This is a genomic window from Streptomyces sp. NPDC029044 (assembly GCF_040637495.1).
In the GTDB taxonomy this organism is placed as follows: Bacteria; Actinomycetota; Actinomycetes; order Streptomycetales; family Streptomycetaceae; genus Streptomyces.
In genome coordinates, this window is record NZ_JBEZWN010000104.1 from 1 (window position 1) to 18,052 (window position 18,052).

Here is an 18,052-nt window from a genome sequence, read left to right on the forward strand (position 1 = left end):
GACCGGGATCGAGCGGACGAACTGCAGAAAGATGTAGATCGAGACGATGTCGGTGCCCATGTAGAGGGCGATCGGCGCCCAGAGGCTGTCGAACAGGCCGAAGCTGTTGACGATCTGGAAGGTGGCCACCTGCGTGGTCACGCCGGGGACCAGCGCGGCGATCAGGAACAGGGCGAGGACCCACGCGCGCGAACGGAACCGGAAGCGGTCGATGGCGTAGGCCGTCATCGAGCCGATCAGGACCGTGCCGCCGATGGCGACGACCAGGATGACGGCCGTGTTGCCGAAGGCCGAGAGCATCCTGCCGTCCTGGAACGCCGTCACGTAGTTGTCGAGGTGGAACGGGTTCTCCGGGAGGGCGAGCGCGCCGCTGCCGTCCGCCATCTCCTTCTCCGACTTCAGGGACGTCAGGAACACCGCGGCCAGCGGGAGCAGGACCAGCGCGGTCGCGGCGATCAGCGACAGGTACACGAGGAAGCGGCTCACCGCGCGGCGCGTCATACGAGGTCCACCTTGTCGTCGGGGGCGAGACGGCGCTGCACCCAGGTCACCGCCAGGACGATCAGCAGCAGCACGACCGCGGCCGCCGAGGCGAGCCCCGTCTTGTTGAACTGGAACGCCAGCTTCACGGTCTGGATGACGAACGTCTCGGTGCCGGTCGCGCCGCCGGTCATGATGTAGGGGATCTCGAAGACCGAGAGCGAACCGGAGATCGAGAGGATCACCGTCAGGCTCAGGACCGGTTTGATGCCCGGCGCGATGATGTGGCGGAACTGGTGCCAGCGGTTCGCGCCGTCCAGTTCGGCCGCTTCGTACAGCTCCCCGGGGATCGACTGGATCGCGCCGAGGAAGAGCACGAAGTTCAGGCCGAGATAGCGCCAGACGGAAACGGCGGCGAGAGAGGTGTTCGCCGACTCCGGGGTGCCGAGCCAGGCGCGGTCCGTCTCCACGCCGATCAGGCTCAGCACCGAGTCGAGGGTGCCGCCGTCCTGGAAGAAGTAGAGGAAGACGAAGCCGATCGCGACCCCGTTGATCAGGTACGGGAAGAACAGCACGCCCTTGAAGAAGTTCCGGAAGCGGACGTCGAAGCTGAGGACGGTGGCGAAGTAGAGCGCCGCCACGATCTGGATCACGGACGCCGCGAGGTAGTAGCCGCTGACCCAGAAGACCTCGAACAGTTCGGAGCGGGTGAAGAGTTCGGTGTAGTTCCCGGCGCCCGTGTAGTTCAGCTCGGGGCTCACCCCGTCCCAGTCGGTGAAGCTGTACGCGACCATGTTGGCGATCGGCGCGTAGGTGAAGACGATCAGGAGTGTGAGCGGGGCGAGCAGGAAGAGCCAGGGGGTGGCCCCGCGCCACAGGCGTACCGGGCGCGGGGCGGGTGCCGGAACGGGGGCGGGGGCCGCCCCGGCGGCTGCCTTGACGGCGGCCGTCTCGGTGGTGCCCGTCATCACGACCCCAGCGACTTCTGGGTCTCGGTCCACTTCTCACCGAGGCCGTCCAGGTAGTCGTCCGGGTCGCCCTTCCTGGCGCCGCGGGCCATGTCGACGAGTTCCTTGCGGTAATCGGGCTTGTTGATGCCGACCTCGGACCGGTTCTCGATGGTCTTCAGCTCGGCGCCCTTGCTGTCGTCGAGGTCGAGGAGCTTGACGCCCGCCTCCTCGTACGGCTTCAGCATGTCGGGCAGCGGGTCGTCCTTGAGCGGGGACAGCGCCAGGTTGTCCCGCGCGTAGCCGGACTCGTCGGTGAACCAGTCGATCCAGGCGCGGGCGGCCTCCTTGTGCTCGGAGTGGATGTTGACGGCCTGGTTGTAGTCGGGCGACGTCACCGCGCAGAACCTGCCATCCTTCTGGGCGGGGAAGGGCATGAACCCGATGTCGTCCGGGTCACTGCCGGCCTGCTTCGCCGCGCCCTGCATCTGGATGACCGCCCAGGAGCCGAGCCACATGGTGGCGATCTCGCCCTTGGCCAGCTTGGGCTTGGACGCCTCCCAGTTGGTGGTCGTCGGATCCTTCTCGACGAGTCCCTGGTGCACGATGTCGTACAGCAGGCCGTCCGCCACCCGCAGTTCGCCGCCCTCGGCCCAGGGGTTGCCCTCGGCCCACCTGGTGGTGGCCTGCTCGTCGCAGCTGACCGAGCCCCTGACACCCGTCCACTGGCTGAGGGGCCAGCCGTCCTTGAAGTTGGTGTAGTAGGGGACCGCGTCGGTCTTCGCCTTGATGGCCTTGAGACCGGCGAGGAACTCGTCCGGTGTCGTGGGCCAGTCGGTGACCCCGGCCTGCCTCCACACCTTCTTGTTGTAGATGAACCCGGGGACCGCGCCGAGCGGGCTCTGGCCGTAGACCTTGCCGCCGACGGCCGTGTAGTCGGTGAAGCGGTACTTCTCGCTCCGCTCCTTCTTGCTGCCGAGGGAGGCGAAGAACGTGGGGTAGTCCTTCTTCTCGATCACCGCGGGGATCATGAGGACGTCGCCGTAGGTCTCCGTGTTCATACGGATCTTGACTTCGCCCTCGTAGTCGGTGATGCCGTCGAACTCGACCTTCACCTTCGGATACGTCTTGTTGAACTCGGCGGCGTACTTCTTCATCGTCCCGTCCTGCACGAGGTCGGTCCGGTGGGTGAGGACGGTGATGGTCCCCTCGACCTTGGAGGGATCGTCGGGCGCCTTGGCGTCGGCGCCCTCGGCGGAGCCTCCGGAGCCGGTGCAGCCGGAGGCCAGCAGGGCCGCGCCCACGGCGAGGGCGAGAAGGGTACGGCGGTTCATGTGCATCAGCTCCGTTCGCGGAGGGGAACTCGGGACGGACGAGCACGTGCGGTATGGCTGGTTCGGAACTCTGGCAGCGTGTACTCAACCGGTAAAGTCCCATTCCCGCCAACGATGCGAAACTGTCACACGACTCTTCACTGAACCGGTTAAGGGAGTGCGCATGCTGGAGGCGACACCGCTCGGCGAGGGATGGATCCTGCGACACGACTCGGACACGCTGCCCGCCGTGGTGCCGGGGTGCGTGAACACCGACCTGATGGCCGCGGGGGTGATCCCGGACCCGTTCCTCGGCCGCAACGAGACCGAGGTGGCGTGGGTGGGGCGCCGGGACTGGACGTACGAGCGGGAGATCGGCGTCGCGGAGGGGCAGGAGCAGACCGACCTGGTCTTCGACGGGCTCGACACCGTCGCCGAGATCTCCCTGGACGGGCGGCTGCTGGGGAAGGTGCGCAACATGCACCGCTCGTACCGGTTCGACGTGACGGGCCTGTCCGGGCGGCTGTCCGTGCGGTTCGTCTCCGCCTACGCCGAGGCCGAGGCCGTGCGGGGCCGGGTCGGCGAGCGGCCCGCCGCCTACACCGAGCCCTACCAGTACCTGCGCAAGATGGCCTGCTCCTTCGGCTGGGACTGGGGGCCGACCCTGGTGACGGCCGGCATCTGGCGGCCGGTGCGCCTGGAGCACTGGTCGACGGCCCGGATCGCCCGGGTGCGCCCGCTGGTCACCGTCGAGGAGGGCACCGGCGTGGTCGAGCTGGCCGTCGACGTCGAGCGGACCCGGGTCGAGGCACCGCTGGCCGTGGAGGCGACCGTCGCCGGGGTGCGGGCGCGGGCCGAGATCGAGGGGTCCGGCGGGGCCGTACGGCTGCGGGTGCCGGACGCGCGGCTGTGGTGGCCGCGCGGATACGGCGAACAGCCTCTCTACGACGTGGAGTTGAAGCTGCTGCACGGTGAGGAGGCGCTGGACGTGTGGCGGCGGCGGATCGGCTTCCGGACCGTGCAGCTGGACCGGCGGCCCGACGCGCACGGCACCGGCTTCACCCTCGTCGTCAACGGCGAGCGGCTCTTCGCGCGGGGCGTCAACTGGATCCCCGATGACGTCTTCCCCTCCCGGATCACCCGCGAGCGCTACCGGGAGCGGCTGGAGCAGGCGGCCGGCGCGGGCGTGGACCTCGTGCGGGTCTGGGGCGGCGGGATCTACGAGAGCGAGGACTTCTACGACGCCTGCGACGAACTGGGGCTGCTGGTCTGGCAGGACTTCCCGTTCGCGTGCGCGGCCTACCCGGAGGAGCCGCCGCTGCGCGGCGAGGTGGAGGCCGAGGCGCGGGAGAACGTCGTACGGCTGATGCCGCACCCGTCGCTCGTGCTGTGGAACGGCAACAACGAGAACCTGTGGGGCTTCCGGGACTGGGGGTGGGAGCCGCGGCTGGCCGGGGACTCCTGGGGGGAGGGCTACTACCTGGGCGTACTGCCGCGTGTGGTGGCCGAGTCGGACCCGACCCGGCCGTACACCGCGGGCAGCCCCTGGTCCGGGTCCTGGGACCACCACCCGAACGACCCGGCGCACGGCACCCACCACTCGTGGGAGGTGTGGAACCGGCAGGACTACGCGGACTACCGGCTGAGCGTGCCGCGGTTCGTCGCCGAGTTCGGCTGGCAGGCGCCGCCCGCGTACAGCACACTGCGCCGGGCGCTGCCCGGGGAGGAGCTCGCGCCGGACTCCCCCGGCGTGCTGCACCACCAGAAGGCGGACGACGGCAACGGCAAGCTGGAACGGGGGCTCCAGCGGCACTTCGCCGTGCCGGACGGGGACTTCGACCGCTGGCACTACCTCATGCAGCTCAATCAGGCGCGGGCGGTCGCGGCCGGGATCGAGCACTGGCGCTCCCACTGGCCGGTGTGCGCGGGCACGGTCGTCTGGCAGCTCAACGACTGCTGGCCGGTGACCTCCTGGGCGGCCATCGACGGGGACGGCCGCGAGAAGCCGCTCTACCACGAGCTGAAGCGGCTGTACGCGGACCGGTTGCCGACGTTCCAGATGCGGGACGGCGAGCTGGTGCTGGCCGCCTGCAACCAGGGGCCGGCGGAGTGGCGGGGCACGCTGACCCTGCGGCGGTGGTCCGTCGAGGGCGAGGTGCTGGCCCGGAAGGACGTGGAGCTGGCGGCCGGGAGGCGGGCCGTGGCCCGTGTCGGTGTGCCACCGGAGCTGGTGCCCGCCGGGCCCGGGGAGTTCCTGGTGGCGGACGTGTGGGGGTCCCCCGGCTCGGGCGAAGCCGCGAGCGGGGGAGGGCTGCGGGCGCTGTACTTCCCGGTGCCCGACCGCGAAGTGCCCTACCCCGCTCCGGAGTTCGACGTCGGCCTCGTGCCGGGTGGCATCACGGTGACCGCCCGCACCCTCGTCCGGGACCTGCTGCTCCAGGCCGACCGGCTCGATCCCGGGGCGCGGGCCGACCGGGGGCTGGTCACGCTGCTGCCGGGCGAAGAGGTGACCATCGGGGTGCGCGGCTGGAAGACTCCGGACGCGAAGACCGCCCGTTCGGCCCTGTACTGCGTGGAGCCCACCCGATGACGGCAACGCCGACCCCTCGCGTCACCATCAAGGACGTCGCCGCGCGCGCCGGTGTGTCCAAGGGCGCGGTGTCCCTCGCCTTCAACCACAAGCCGGGACTGTCGGAGGCCACCCGGGACCGGATCTTCCTGGCGGCACGGGAGCTGGGCTGGTCGCCGAGCCTCACGGCGCGGACACTGGCCGGATCGCGCGTGGACGTGGTCGGGCTGGCGGTGTGCCGGCCGGCGCGGGTGCTGGGCCTCGAGCCCTGGTACATGGAGTTCGTCTCGGGCGTGCAGAGCGTCCTGGCCGAGCACTCCAGCTCGCTGCTGCTGAGGCTCGTACGGAACATGGACGAGGAGGTGGGCGTCCAGGAGACGTGGTGGCGGGGGCGGCAGATCGGCGGGTCGATCCTCGTCGACTTCCGGGCGGACGATCCGCGGGTGGCCATGACGCAGCGGCTCGGGATGCCGGCGGTCGCCGTCGGGCATCCCTCGCTGACCGGGGGGCTCACGTCGGTGTGGACGGACGACGCCACGGCCGTGACGGAGGCGGTCCGCTACCTGGCCGCGCTGGGGCACCGGCGGATCGCCCGGGTGGGCGGGGCGGCGGATCTCGGGCACACGGCGATCCGCACGGCGGCGTTCGACGAGACGGCGGGGGCGCTGGCGCTGGCCGGGGCCTGGCAGGTGGCGACGGACTTCTCGGGGGACGCGGGGGCCCGGGCGACACGGTCACTGCTGACCGCGGCGCCGGCCGACCGGCCGACCGCGATCGTGTACGACAACGACATCATGGCGGTGGCGGGTCTTTCGGTGGCGGCGGAGATGGGGCTGCGGGTACCGGAGGACGTGTCGCTGCTGGCCTGGGACGACTCGCAGCTGTGCCGGCTGACGCACCCGACGCTTTCGGCGATGAGTCACGACGTGCATGGTTTCGGAGCGGAGGTGGCCAGGACACTGCTCTCGGTGATCACAGAAGGTGAGGCCGGGTCGCATCCTGTGCCCACACCGGTGCTGACGCCTCGGGGATCCACAGCGCCGCCTCGACAGGAGGTGTGACCTTCACCGCTCCACCCGCCAGGACTGTGCAGCTACGTTACTCATAAGTAGCATGGGCCTGAGCGCGCGCTCAGCGCATCGCAGCAGCAATGCAGATCCTGACCCTGGAGGAGAGCCATCGTGCCTCGTACCGTCAGGGACGTCGTCTTCGTCGACGGCGTCCGCACCCCGTTCGGCAAGGCGGGCCCGAAGGGCATCTACCACGAGACCCGTGCCGACGACCTCGTCGTGAAGGCGATCCGGGAGCTGCTGCGCCGCAACCCCGGTCTCGACCCGAAGAAGATCGACGAGGTCGCCATCGCCGCGACCACGCAGATCGGTGACCAGGGCCTGACCATCGGCCGCACCGCCGGGATCCTCGCCGGCCTCCCGCAGTCCGTGCCGGGCTACTCCATCGACCGCATGTGCGCCGGCGCCCTGACCGCCGTCACCTCGGTCGCCGGTTCCGTCGCCTTCGGCGCCTACGACGTCGCCGTCGCGGGCGGTGTCGAGCACATGGGCCGTCACCCCATGGGCGAGGGCGTGGACCCGAACCCGCGGTTCGTCTCCGAGAAGCTGGTCGACGAGTCGGCCCTGTTCATGGGCATGACCGCGGAGAACCTGCACGACCGTTACCCGCAGATCACCAAGCTGCGCGCCGACGAGTACGCCGTGCGCTCCCAGGAGAAGGCCGCCAAGGCGTACGCCGACGGCAAGATCCAGGCCGACCTGGTGCCGGTCTCGGTCCGCCGCACCTCCCCCGAGGCCGGTGAGACGGGCTGGGGCCTGGTCACCGCCGACGAGCCGATGCGCCCGGGCACGACCCTGGAGAACCTCCAGGGCCTGAAGACCCCGTTCCGCGTCCACGGCCGGGTCACCGCCGGTAACGCGGCCGGTCTGAACGACGGCGCCACCGCCTCGCTGATCGCCTCCGAGGAGTTCGCGCGGGAGAACGACCTCCCCGTGAAGATGCGCCTGGTCTCCTACTCCTTCGCGGGCGTGGAGCCGGAGGTCATGGGCTACGGCCCGATCCCGGCCACGGAGAAGGCGCTGGCCCAGGCGGGCCTGTCGATCTCCGACATCGGCCTGTTCGAGATCAACGAGGCCTTCGCCGTCCAGGTCCTGGCCTTCCTGGACCACTACGGCATCGCCGACGACGACGCGCGCGTCAACCAGTACGGCGGCGCTATCGCCTTCGGCCACCCGCTGGCCTCCTCCGGCGTCCGCCTGATGACGCAGCTGGCCCGCCAGTTCGAGGAGCAGCCGCACGTCCGCTACGGCCTGACCACCATGTGCGTCGGCTTCGGCATGGGCGCGACGGTCATCTGGGAGAACCCGCACTTCGAGGGGGACAAGTGAGCACCACCGCCGAGCTTCTCAAGCAGGCTTCCGAGCTGTTCCCGGACGAGGTCGTCACAGTTGCGCACGTACGCCACTTCGACCTCCCCCTGGGTGCGGGCCGCTTCGCCCTGATCACCCTGGACAACGGCCACGACCACACCAAGCCGACCACCTTCGGCCCGGCCTCGCTGGCGAACCTGAACACCGCCATCGACCAGGTCGAGAAGGAGGCGGCGGACGGCGAGATCATCGGCGTCGGCATCACCGGCAAGCCGTTCATCTTCGCCGTCGGCGCCGACCTCAAGGGCGTGGAGATCCTCAAGGAGTACGAGCACGCTCTCGCCATCGGCAAGGGCGGCCACGAGGTCTTCAAGCGGCTGTCGAAGCTGGCCGTGCCGACCTTCGCGTACTACAACGGCGCCGCGATGGGCGGCGGTGTCGAGGTCGGTCTGCACTGCACCTACCGCACCGTCTCCGCGGCCCTCCCGGCGTTCTCCCTGCCCGAGGTCTTCCTCGGCCTCGTCCCGGGCTGGGGCGGCTGCACGCTGCTGCCGAACCTGATCGGCCCCGAGAAGGCCGTCTCGGTGATCATCGAGAACAGCCTCAACCAGAACAAGCAGCTCAAGGGCAAGCAGGTCTACGAGCTCGGGATCGCCGACGCGATCTTCGAGGGCGCGGACTTCCTGGAGCAGTCGCTGATCTGGACCGCCGCCGTCCTCAAGGGCGAGCTGGAGATCGAGCGCCCGGTCATCGACCGCGGCGAGGCCTGGGACCAGGCCGTCGCCAAGGGCCGCTTCATCGCGGACTCCAAGGTGCACGGCGCCGCCCCGGCCGCCTACCGCGCCCTGGACATCATCGCCGCCGCCAAGAACGGCGACCTCCAGCAGGGCTACGACGCCGAGGACAAGGCGCTCGCCGACCTCATCATGGGCGGTGAACTGCGCGCCGGCATCTACGCCTTCAACCTGGTGCAGAAGCGCGGCAAGCGCCCGGCCGGCGCCCCGGACAAGTCCCTGGCCCGCCCGGTCACCAAGGTCGGCGTCGTCGGCGCCGGTCTGATGGCCTCCCAGCTCGCGCTGCTGTTCCTGCGCCGCCTGGAGGTCCCGGTCGTCCTCACGGACATCGACCAGGAGCGCGTCGACAAGGGTGTGGGTTACGTCCACGCCGAGATCGACAAGCTGCTCGGCAAGGGCCGGATCAACCAGGACAAGGCCAACCGCCTCAAGGCGCTGGTGTCCGGTGTGCTGGACAAGGCCGAGGGCTTCGCGGACGCGGACTTCATCATCGAGGCCGTGTTCGAGGAGATCGGCGTCAAGCAGCAGGTGTTCGCGGAGGTCGAGGCGGTCGCCCCGGCGCACGCCATCCTCGCGACGAACACCTCCTCGCTGTCGGTCTCCGAGATGGCGTCGAAGCTCAAGAACCCCGAGCGGGTCGTGGGCTTCCACTTCTTCAACCCGGTCGCGGTCCTGCCGCTGCTGGAGATCGTGCGCGGCGAGAAGACCGACGACGCCGCCCTGGCCACGGCCTTCGCCGTCGCCAAGAAGCTGAAGAAGACCGCGGTCCTCACCAAGGACGCCCCGGCGTTCGTCGTGAACCGCATCCTGACCCGCTTCATGGGCGAGATCCAGAACATCATCGACGAGGGCACCCCCGTCGAGGTCGCCGAGAAGGGCGTCGAGCCGCTCGGTCTGCCGATGTCCCCGCTGGTCCTGCTGGAGCTGGTCGGCCCGGCGATCGGTCTGCACGTCTCGGAGACGCTCAACCGGGCGTTCCCGGACCGCTTCACGGTCTCCCCGAACCTCGCGGCCGTCGTCAAGGCGGGCAAGCGCGGCTTCTACGTCTACGACTCCGGCAAGCCGGAGCTGGACCCCGAGGTCGCCGCGCTGCTGAAGCAGGGCGACACCGTCCTGACGGAGGAGCAGGTGCGCGAGCGCGTGCTCGACGCGGTGGCGCAGGAGATCGGCATCATGCTCGACGAGGGCGTCGTCGCCGAGGCACAGGACATCGACCTGTGCCTCATCACGGGCGCCGGCTGGCCCTTCCACCTGGGCGGCATCACGCCGTACCTGGACCGCGAGGGTGTCTCCGAGCGCGTGAACGGCAAGAGGTTCCTGGCGCAGGGCGTCGCGAGCGTCCCGGCGTAACGCGTTACCCCTGAGGGGGGTGGGGCGTGCGGTAACAATCCGTGCACCCGCCCCCCTTTTCGTATGCCACCACCGATAGGATCCTCACACAATCCGACCATTGTTTACCTGACTCTGACGGTCTCCACCCCAGACCGCCGGGTGTCCTCGAAGGAGTCCTGCGTGGCGTCCCCTCGTCGCCGAACACCCCGACGCCGGGTCTGGCCCAAGATCAGGCTCCTGCTCCTCGTCGCGGTCGTCGCTGCCGGCGGCACGGCGCTCTATCCCGTGTGGAAGGCCGCGAACCCGGATCCGCCCGAGCTGACGATCCGCTACCGCACCGACACGCCGCCGACGGCGACGGCGGCCAAGCCGTCGTTCGAGATCTTCAACGACACGGACAAGGCAGTGCCGTTGAGCGATGTGACGCTCCGGTACTGGTTCACGGCCGACGGCGCGGCGAGCCCGCCCTCGTACGCCTTCAACTGCGTGAACGCCGTCTTCGGCTGCTCCAACGTCGCCGGCCGGATCATCGCGATGGACAAGCCCACGGACACCGCCGACCACTACCTGGAGGTCCGGTTCACGGCCGCCGCCGGCGACCTGAAGCCCGGCGCCAACAGCAAGGGCATCGACCTCCAGCTCTTCCGCACCGACCACAAGAAGCTGAAGCAGTCCGACGACCGCTCCTTCGACGCGGAGATGACCAGCTACAAGGAGGCGGAGAACGTCACCGCCTACAAGCGGGGCGTCCTCGCATGGGGCGAGGAGCCGGACGGCACCAAGGCGAGCGACGAGAAGAAGACGGCGGCGAAGGCCGCACCCGAGGCACTGCCCGCGCCGCCCGCCGGGGTGCTGTTCGACGACTTCACCTACCAGGGCCCCAAGGATCCGGCCCTGTTCAAGCACGGCTGGCTGGTCCGCACCAGCAAGGGCGGCCCGGGCGTCGAGAGCACCTGGTCGGCGAAGGGTGTCAGCTTCCCCACCGCCGAGGGCGCGCACGCCGACGGCCAGGTGCTCAACCTGCGGGCGAGCACGGACGGCACCAAGGCCGGGACGAAGCAGGCGAGTCTCGGCACGGCCGCCAGCAAGTTCCGCGACGGCACGTACGCGGCCCGCATCCACTTCAGCGACAAGCCGACCAGCGGCGACGCCGGCGACCACGTCAACCAGACCTTCTACACCATCGGCGGCACCGGCTCGAAGTACAGCGAGCTGGACAACGAGTACATGCCGAACGGCGGCTGGGGTCGGCCCGGCCCCAAGCTCGACACCGTGACCTGGTACGACCACAAGACGAACGACCGGGTCTACGAGACCACCAACAAGAGCCTCGACACCTGGCACACCGTGCTGATCAGGGTGAAGGACGGCGTCGTCGCCTACTGGCTCGACGGCAAGAAGCTCTTCCTCAGCAACGGCAAGTACGCCCCGCGCGCGGACATGTCCGTGAACTTCAACCACTGGTTCATCGATCTGCCGTTCAAGGGCGAGCGCGCCTGGGACATGAAGGTGGACTGGCTCTACTACAACGCGAACGACACCCTGTCGGCGAAGCAAGTGCAGTCCGCTGTCGAGGACTTCACCGACGAGGGTGTGAACTACTTCGACACGGTTCGGGAGTCCCGGTGAGGAACAGGCGGTCCGGCGCCCACAGGCACGCTGCCGAGGCAACGGAGAACAAGCCCGTGGTGAGCAGGCGCTCCGCTCTGCTGATGGGCGGTACGGGAGGCGTCGCCATGGCCGGCGGCGGCGCGTGGCTGGGCAAGGTGGTGGCACAGCCCGCCGCCGCCCCGGCCGCCGGGGGCGGCATCGGAGGCCTCACCACGCCTCCCCTCTACGCCCCCTCCGGCCGCCGCCCCAAGTACCGCCGGGCCAGCTGGTCCCAGCAGTTCCAGTCGGGGCACGGCTGGACGCCCGGGGGCGCGGGCACCGCGTCGGCCGAGGCGAACGACAAGTCCGCCTTCGTCCGCGGCACCCAGTCGGTCCGGGTGACCACGAACGGCACCGGCAAGCAGAGTTACGTCCGCAAGACGGGCATGCCGGCGATGAGTCTGACGGGCAAGATGATCCGGCTGGTCTTCCGCGTCGACGACGTGACGAACCTGGCCAAGTGCGTCTTCTACCTGGGCAGCGGCTCCCTCGCGAACCACTTCGCCTGGACGCACCACCTCCACTCCAAGACCTCGGCGAACTACGTCCAGTCCGGGGAGTGGGTGACCGTCCACCTCCAGTGGGCGGACGTCAACGCGGCGGCGGGCACGTACTCCATCGGCGCCGGCGGCAAGCCCTCCACGAAGACCGGCTTCACCGACATGTCGTTCGCCGTGTACGACAACGCGGGCGGCCCGGTGACGTACCGGCTCCAGGCCGTCGAGCTGATACCGGACACCGTCTCGGTCTTCCCCAAGGGCGTCGTCTCCATCACCTTCGACGACTCCCACAAGTCGATCCACGACCTGGCCCGGCCGGTCATGGACCGCTTCGGCTTCCCGGGCACGGTCTACAACATCGCCGACGCCATCGGTACCGGCAGTTTCCTGACGCTCGACCAGATGCGGTCGATGCAGGACTTCTCCGGCTGGGAGATGGGCGGCCACTCGTACGCGAACGCCGTCCACACGGCCAGCTATCCCAAGCTCACCGCCGAGCAGGCCGACGACGACTTCCGCAAACTGCGCGAGTGGCTGGTCTCCAACGGCTTCACCAGCGAGCACTTCGCCTACCCGCACGGCGCGTTCCAGAAGACCTCCGACGGGGTCCCGGTCGACCAGATCGCGAGCCGGCACTTCACCACGGCCCGGTCGATCATCTCCGAGACCATCGAGTCGTTCGCCCCGGCGATGCCGTACCGCCTCAAGGCGCTGACGGGCATCAACGACGGCACGGGCATCGGCGGTACGGCCCTGTCGAAGCTGACGGGTGCGGGCGGCAAGCTCGACCGGTGCGTGAACAGCGGCGACTGGCTGATCCTGTGTCTGCACAAGGTCGTGGACGGCGCTCCCAAGACGAGCACCGAGATCGGCACCGCGGGCCTGGAGGCGCTGATGAAGGCGATCGAGGACCGGGACATCCCGGTGCTGACGGTCGAGGAGGCCATGGCCTCGTACACCTGAGGCCCGGTGTACAGGGCCCGCGGGGGCCCGGACGCACAAGAGAGGGGCGGCCCCCCGGCCGCCCCTCTCTCCGTTCCTCCGCGGCTCTACCAGCCGCCCTGCCCGTAGCCGCCCTGGCCGGGTCCCTGGCCCTGGTGCCACGACGGGTCCTGGGGCGGATATCCGCCCTGCTGCGGGATGTGGCCCTGCCCCGGGTACTGCTGCTGGTACGGGTCGTGGTGGCCGGGGTGTCCGCCCTGCCACTGCTGCCGGCCGGCCGGCTCCGGTGACCCCCAGCTGACGCGCTGCTGCGGGACAGCGGCGTGCTGCTCCTCGTCGTACCCGGGGATCGGCTGCGGCTGGGAGGGGATGCCGCCCGCCGGGCGCGGCCGGGTGCGCAGCGCCACGCCCTCCAGACGCATCAACTGGAGCGTCTCGGTGACCTTCTTGTCGGAGTACGGGTCCTCTTCCTCGAAGATCTCCGTCACGTCGTGCTCGTGGTCGCCTGCCACGGACACCTCGACTCCGCCCTGGCGGGTGCCCCAGCTGCCCTTGTGGAGGGTGAACAGGGCGTAGAAGCGCAGCGGCGTCAGCAGGGTCAGCTGGATCACGCCGTAGATCGGCGCCAGCAGGAACATGCCGAAGCGCTTGATGAAGCCCATGCCGCGGCGCGGGAAGTCGAGGTAGCGCACATTGCGCAGGTAACCCATCAGGACCATGAAGACCAGGTAGTCGCCGATGTGGTTGACGAACTGCTGCGGCTTGATGATGGGCAGGATGACCATCGAGTAGAACATCGCCGAGCCGAAGACCAGCCACAGGGCGAGTTCCATGCAGGTCAGCCAGAAGGCCGGCCGGTACTTCTTCTGGTGCCGGAACGCCCACAGCGACTCGCGGAAGAAGGACTTGTTCCAGCGCACCTGCTGGCGCAGGAAGTGCGGCAGCTTCTCGGGGACGGCCGTGTAGCCGACGGCGGTCTCCTGGAAGACGACCTGGCCCTCCATCAGGCAGTAGTTGGTCATGCGGCGGTCGTCGCCGAAGACGGCCGGCTTGCCCAGGAACTGCTGGTTGAGGAAGTCCGGCAGGTACTTGCGCACCAGCGTCCCGCGGTACGCGGAGAGCGCTCCGCAGCAGCACAGGACCGACTTCAGCCGCGAGTAGGCGGCCCGTTCGAACAGGAACGAGTTGCCGTAGCGCAGGTCCTGGAGGCGGGTGAAGATGTTGCTGTCGTGGTTGAGCGCCAGCACCATGCCCGTGGAGGCCATGATCTTCTCGTCGGCCAGCGGCAGCAGCAGCTCGCGCACGGTGTCCCGGGACAGCACGGTGTCCGAGTCGACGCACAGGAAGATGTCGGAGTACGGCGCGGCCTCGAAGCCCAGCGCCAGCGCCTCGCGCTTGCCCTTGTTCTCGGGCTGGACGCTGACGGTGTACTTGACACCCTTGGCCTCGAACTCGCGGCGCAGCTTCTTCGCCGCCCGGATGCCGGAGTCGTTGGCGCTAGCGTCGTCGATGATGTGGATCTCGTTGGGCAGGCGGCTCTGCGCGAGGAGGCTGCGCATGCCCTGCTCGAACATCACCGGGTCCTCGTTGTAGATCGGGATGACCGCGGTGACCCAGGCGTTCTCCAGGTACTCCAGCTCCTCCCGCCCGGCCTTGGCCGGACGGTAGAAGAGGGCGCCGAACATCTTCAGGGCCAGCAGGCCCATGGCGCCCATCGAGTACAGGTGCAGCGAACCGGCGTCGAGCCGCGTGGCGATCAGCGCGGCCAGGCCCAGGAAGACGAAGTACGAGACCTTCAGATGCCGCCGCTTCCGGTGTGCTCGACGCCCACCGGACTCGACGGCACCGGGTATGAACGTATCTTCGGAAGTCACAGCTTGACCACCCGCGGGTGGTCGGCGGATTTGCCCCGGGTGTCGAAGAGCGCCCGGGCGCGGTCGGCCAGCTCGTCGAGGTCTATCTCGCGGTGCGGCTGGAGCAGGATCGTCAGGTCGGCGGCCTCGGCGGCGGCGAGGTAGTCCCCGGCCCGCTCGACGGGGTCACCGCCGACGCGCCAGTCCTCGACGCGCGGGTCGAAGTAGACGAGCTCGGCACCGCGCGCGAGGAGGTTCTCCGCGACGGCCAGGGCCGGGCTCTCCCGCTGGTCGGAGATGTCCGGCTTGTAGGTCACGCCGAGCAGCAGGACCCGGGAGCCGCGCACTGCCTTGCCCTGGTCGTTGAGCAGATCGGCGGCGCGGTTCACCACGTGCACGGGCATGCGCTGGTTGATCTCCTGCGCCAGCTCCACGAACCGGAACGGGATGCCCAGCGAACGCACCTTGTACGACAGGTAGTTGGGGTCGATCGGGATGCAGTGCCCGCCGACGCCCGGGCCGGGGTAGAACGGCGCGAACCCGAACGGCTTCGTGGAAGCACACCGGATCGCGTCCCACAGGTCGACGCCGATCTCACGGCAGAACATCGACATCTCGTTGACGAGGGCGATGTTGACGTGCCGGTAGGTGTTCTCCAGCAGTTTGGCCATCTCGGCCTCGCGGGTGCCCTTGGCCTCGACGACCCGGTTCACGAACCGCTCGTAGAGGGCGCGGGCGGCCTTGGTGCAGTCGGCCGTGATGCCGCCGACGACCTTCGGCGTGTTCTCCAGGCCGAAGGAGGGGTTGCCCGGGTCGATGCGCTCCGGGGAGAAGGCGAGGTGGAAGTCGACGCCGACCCGCAGGCCCCCGGCCTCCAGACGCGGCCGGACCACCTCGTCGGTCGTGCCCGGGTAGGTCGTGGACTCCAGGACCACGAGCGTGCCGGAGGTGAGGTGGTCGGCGATGTCGTCGACGGCGGCGTGCACCGCGCCGAGGTCCGGGGCTCCGTGATCGGTGAGCGGCGTGGGAACACACACCACGACCGCGGCGGCGCCGGCGATCACGTCCGCCCGGTCGACCGCCTCGAAGCCCTGCTCCAGCATGGCGCGCACTTCGGCGTCGGTGATGTCGTCGACGTGTGAACGACCGGCGTTCAGTCCGTCGACCACCCGTCGGCTGCGGTCGAGACCGACCACCTTCAGGCCCGCGGCGGCGGCGGACCTGGCCAACGGCAGCCCCACGTAACCGAGTCCGACAACGACAAGATCCACCGTGGAGGATCTGCTCACGACATCATTCCCCAACCCCGTTGCCAAGGCGTCGGCCAGACGCTGTAGCAACCGGCCCCCCGAGCAAATCGAACAAGTCCGAGGAGGTTAACAATACCTTCACCTTTTGACCATGTTCACCCGAGGTGCGCCTTGTCACGCACACATCTGTACAACCCTTGACACACCTCGTGTGTCTGGTGCGTCAAGGGCCACAAAAGGAAGTGATCCGTTCCGGGTCCGGCGGGGGTCAGATCTCCCGCCATGCCTCCAGTGCGAGCCCCGGCTCGTCCTTGCGCCGGGTGAGCAGCACGGTGCCCTGCGAGGGCGACTGCGAGGCCGCGACGACCTCCCCGTGCTCGTCGAGCGCCACCGACACCGCGGCGTCCTCGGGCAGCCGGGGCCCGGACTCGGTCCACCAGGCACCGGCGGGCTCCTGCTCGGTGGGGTACGCGGCGAAGGCGACCCTGCCGCTCGCCGACCGCTGTGCGAGCACGGTGCAGTCGTGCCCCTCGATCTCACACCGCACGGCGGAGACCGGGCCGGGGCCGGCGGACGTGAGGAGGGTCGCCGGCTTCTCACCGGGGCGCCATGCGCACAGGTCGCCCGAGGTGTCGGTGAAGAAGAGGGTGGTCTGCTCGGCGGACGTGGCGAGCGCGCACAGGGTCCCCGGGCGCACGGGTGCGTCGACGCCCTCGGTCCGCACCGGCCGCTTCCCGTCCCCCTCCTGCCGCCAGTGCAGGATTCCGCCGGGGACGGAGGCGTACAGCTCCACCAGCCCCGACTCCCCCGTCACGGCCGCCAACTCGCCCTCGACGTCCTGCCCTTCGAGGTTCTGCCAGGAGCTCCAGCCGCCCTTGACCTTCTGGTTGCGCAGGCTCACCCCGCCGTTGCCGTTCCGGACGAAGACGTAGCCACGCCCCGCGCCGTCGACGGCGACGGCCGGCGGGCCCGTCCGGTCGCCCTTCTGGTCCGGATGCCCGATCGGGACCCAGTCCAGGGCCGCGAGCCCGGGCCGGAAGTGCGTGGAGTGCACGAGCCCCGACTCCCCCGGCCCGGTGGGCCGCCAGGCGGCCAGATGCGCGTACCCGTCCCGGCCCTGGCCGACCGCCGCGCCCGGGTGCAGCTTCTGGCTGCCGCCGACCGTGCGGGGGGCGTCCTCCCAGGGGCCGGCGGGGCCGCGCTCCGCACGGCACAGGACGGCGTCGCCGGAGGGCAGGTAGACAGTGAGGCGGCCGTCGCGGCCGCGGATGAGCCAGTCGCCGTTCACCTGTTCACTTTATGCGGACGGCGGGGCCCGGCGCGCCGCCCGGCCCCGCCGTGCGGCCGTCTGCCGTGCGACCCTGGCCACATGAACGCCAACACGCCTGCTCTGGTCGTCGTCGACGCGGCGAACGTCGTCGGGTCGGTGCCGGACGGCTGGTGGCGCGACCGCCGGGGTGCGGCGGAGCGGCTGCGGGACCGGTTGGCGTCGGAGGGGGTCCCGGCCGTCTCCGGCCCGGTGGAGATCGTCCTGGTGGTGGAGGGCGCGGCACGGGGAGTGGAGTCCGTGCCGGGGGTGCGGGTGTCCTCCGCGCCCGGCAGTGGAGACGATCACATCGTCGAGGTCGTCGCCTCGTCCGGCGACCGTTCCGTCCTGGTGATCACGGCGGACCGGGAGCTGCGGAGGCGGGTCGGGGAGCTGGGGGCGGAGGTGGCGGGGCCACGGTCCGTTCGTCCGTAGGCGCTGGGCGTCGGGGCTGGGGCGGGGGTGGGTCCGCAACCCGGCGGAGCGGGGTGCCTCCCCCAGCGGCACGCATGCCCGCAGCACGGGCGGCTCGCAGCCAGGCGAAACGAGCGTCCGCAGCCGGGGCCGCAGCCTGCGCCACCACAGCCGGCCCGCACCCGCGTACGGCGAGCAGGGGACGTGTCGGGGGGTGTCCGCCCGCAGCGGTTGTCGCGTCAACGCACAGTCAGTCGGCACGCAACCCCATCGCGACGTTCCGAGGACGGACACCCCCCGGCGCGGCCCCGACCCACCACC

Annotated in this window: 12 protein-coding genes and 1 pseudogene; 7 read left to right on the forward strand and 6 right to left on the reverse strand. The window is 69.9% G+C overall.

Annotated features, from left to right (window positions below):
* The 3 genes and pseudogenes from AB0E85_RS38150 to AB0E85_RS38160 all read right to left on the reverse strand — a co-directional run.
* A pseudogene (locus AB0E85_RS38150) lies at nucleotides 1–501 on the reverse strand (carbohydrate ABC transporter permease); the annotation flags it as partial.
* Nucleotides 498–1,448 carry a sugar ABC transporter permease gene (locus tag AB0E85_RS38155; RefSeq protein ID WP_361937296.1) on the reverse strand — a complete coding sequence of 317 codons (951 nt, stop codon included), beginning with the start codon at nucleotides 1,446–1,448 and terminating at the stop codon, nucleotides 498–500. The pseudogene AB0E85_RS38150 and the gene AB0E85_RS38155, both read right to left, overlap by 4 nt.
* Nucleotides 1,448–2,767, reverse strand: coding sequence for an ABC transporter substrate-binding protein (locus tag AB0E85_RS38160; protein WP_361937298.1), 1,320 nt, complete (start codon nucleotides 2,765–2,767; stop codon nucleotides 1,448–1,450). Before AB0E85_RS38160 ends, AB0E85_RS38155 begins: the two co-directional genes overlap by 1 nt.
* A 157-nt stretch (nucleotides 2,768–2,924) precedes the next feature.
* On the opposite strand from AB0E85_RS38160, the gene AB0E85_RS38165 reads away from it, so the two are divergent.
* From AB0E85_RS38165 to AB0E85_RS38190, 6 genes are all read left to right on the forward strand, one after another.
* Nucleotides 2,925–5,330 carry a glycoside hydrolase family 2 protein gene (locus AB0E85_RS38165; protein WP_361937300.1) on the forward strand — a complete coding sequence of 802 codons (2,406 nt, stop codon included), beginning with the start codon at nucleotides 2,925–2,927 and terminating at the stop codon, nucleotides 5,328–5,330.
* On the forward strand, nucleotides 5,327–6,370 hold the full coding sequence (locus AB0E85_RS38170; protein WP_361937302.1) for a LacI family DNA-binding transcriptional regulator: 1,044 nt from the start codon (nucleotides 5,327–5,329) through the stop codon (nucleotides 6,368–6,370). Before AB0E85_RS38165 ends, AB0E85_RS38170 begins: the two co-directional genes overlap by 4 nt.
* Before the next feature lie 120 nt (nucleotides 6,371–6,490).
* Nucleotides 6,491–7,708: an acetyl-CoA C-acyltransferase gene (locus AB0E85_RS38175; protein ID WP_361937304.1), complete on the forward strand. Its 1,218-nt coding sequence runs from the start codon at nucleotides 6,491–6,493 to the stop codon at nucleotides 7,706–7,708.
* Nucleotides 7,705–9,834, forward strand: a complete 2,130-nt coding sequence (locus AB0E85_RS38180) for a 3-hydroxyacyl-CoA dehydrogenase NAD-binding domain-containing protein (RefSeq protein WP_361937306.1) — start codon at nucleotides 7,705–7,707, stop codon at nucleotides 9,832–9,834. Before AB0E85_RS38175 ends, AB0E85_RS38180 begins: the two co-directional genes overlap by 4 nt.
* A gap of 162 nt (nucleotides 9,835–9,996) precedes the next feature.
* Complete coding sequence (locus AB0E85_RS38185) at nucleotides 9,997–11,445, forward strand: cellulose binding domain-containing protein (protein ID WP_361937308.1); 1,449 nt, start codon at nucleotides 9,997–9,999, stop codon at nucleotides 11,443–11,445.
* Nucleotides 11,446–11,504: 59 nt separating this feature from the next.
* Complete coding sequence (locus tag AB0E85_RS38190) at nucleotides 11,505–12,929, forward strand: polysaccharide deacetylase family protein (protein WP_361937310.1); 1,425 nt, start codon at nucleotides 11,505–11,507, stop codon at nucleotides 12,927–12,929.
* 86 nt (nucleotides 12,930–13,015) lie between these two features.
* Here the strand turns inward: AB0E85_RS38190 and AB0E85_RS38195 are convergent, their stop codons facing one another.
* From AB0E85_RS38195 to AB0E85_RS38205, 3 genes are all read right to left on the reverse strand, one after another.
* Entirely contained in the window at nucleotides 13,016–14,782 is a 1,767-nt protein-coding gene (locus AB0E85_RS38195) for a glycosyltransferase (RefSeq protein WP_361937312.1), read from the reverse strand.
* Nucleotides 14,779–16,050: a nucleotide sugar dehydrogenase gene (locus tag AB0E85_RS38200; RefSeq protein WP_361937314.1), complete on the reverse strand. Its 1,272-nt coding sequence runs from the start codon at nucleotides 16,048–16,050 to the stop codon at nucleotides 14,779–14,781. Before AB0E85_RS38200 ends, AB0E85_RS38195 begins: the two co-directional genes overlap by 4 nt.
* A 229-nt stretch (nucleotides 16,051–16,279) precedes the next feature.
* Nucleotides 16,280–17,299, reverse strand: a complete 1,020-nt coding sequence (locus AB0E85_RS38205) for a hypothetical protein (RefSeq protein WP_361937316.1) — start codon at nucleotides 17,297–17,299, stop codon at nucleotides 16,280–16,282.
* A gap of 81 nt (nucleotides 17,300–17,380) precedes the next feature.
* Here AB0E85_RS38205 and AB0E85_RS38210 point away from each other — a divergent pair, with 81 nt between their 5' ends.
* Complete coding sequence (locus AB0E85_RS38210) at nucleotides 17,381–17,752, forward strand: NTP pyrophosphohydrolase (RefSeq protein WP_361937318.1); 372 nt, start codon at nucleotides 17,381–17,383, stop codon at nucleotides 17,750–17,752.
* The last annotated feature ends 300 nt before the right edge of the window (nucleotides 17,753–18,052 follow it).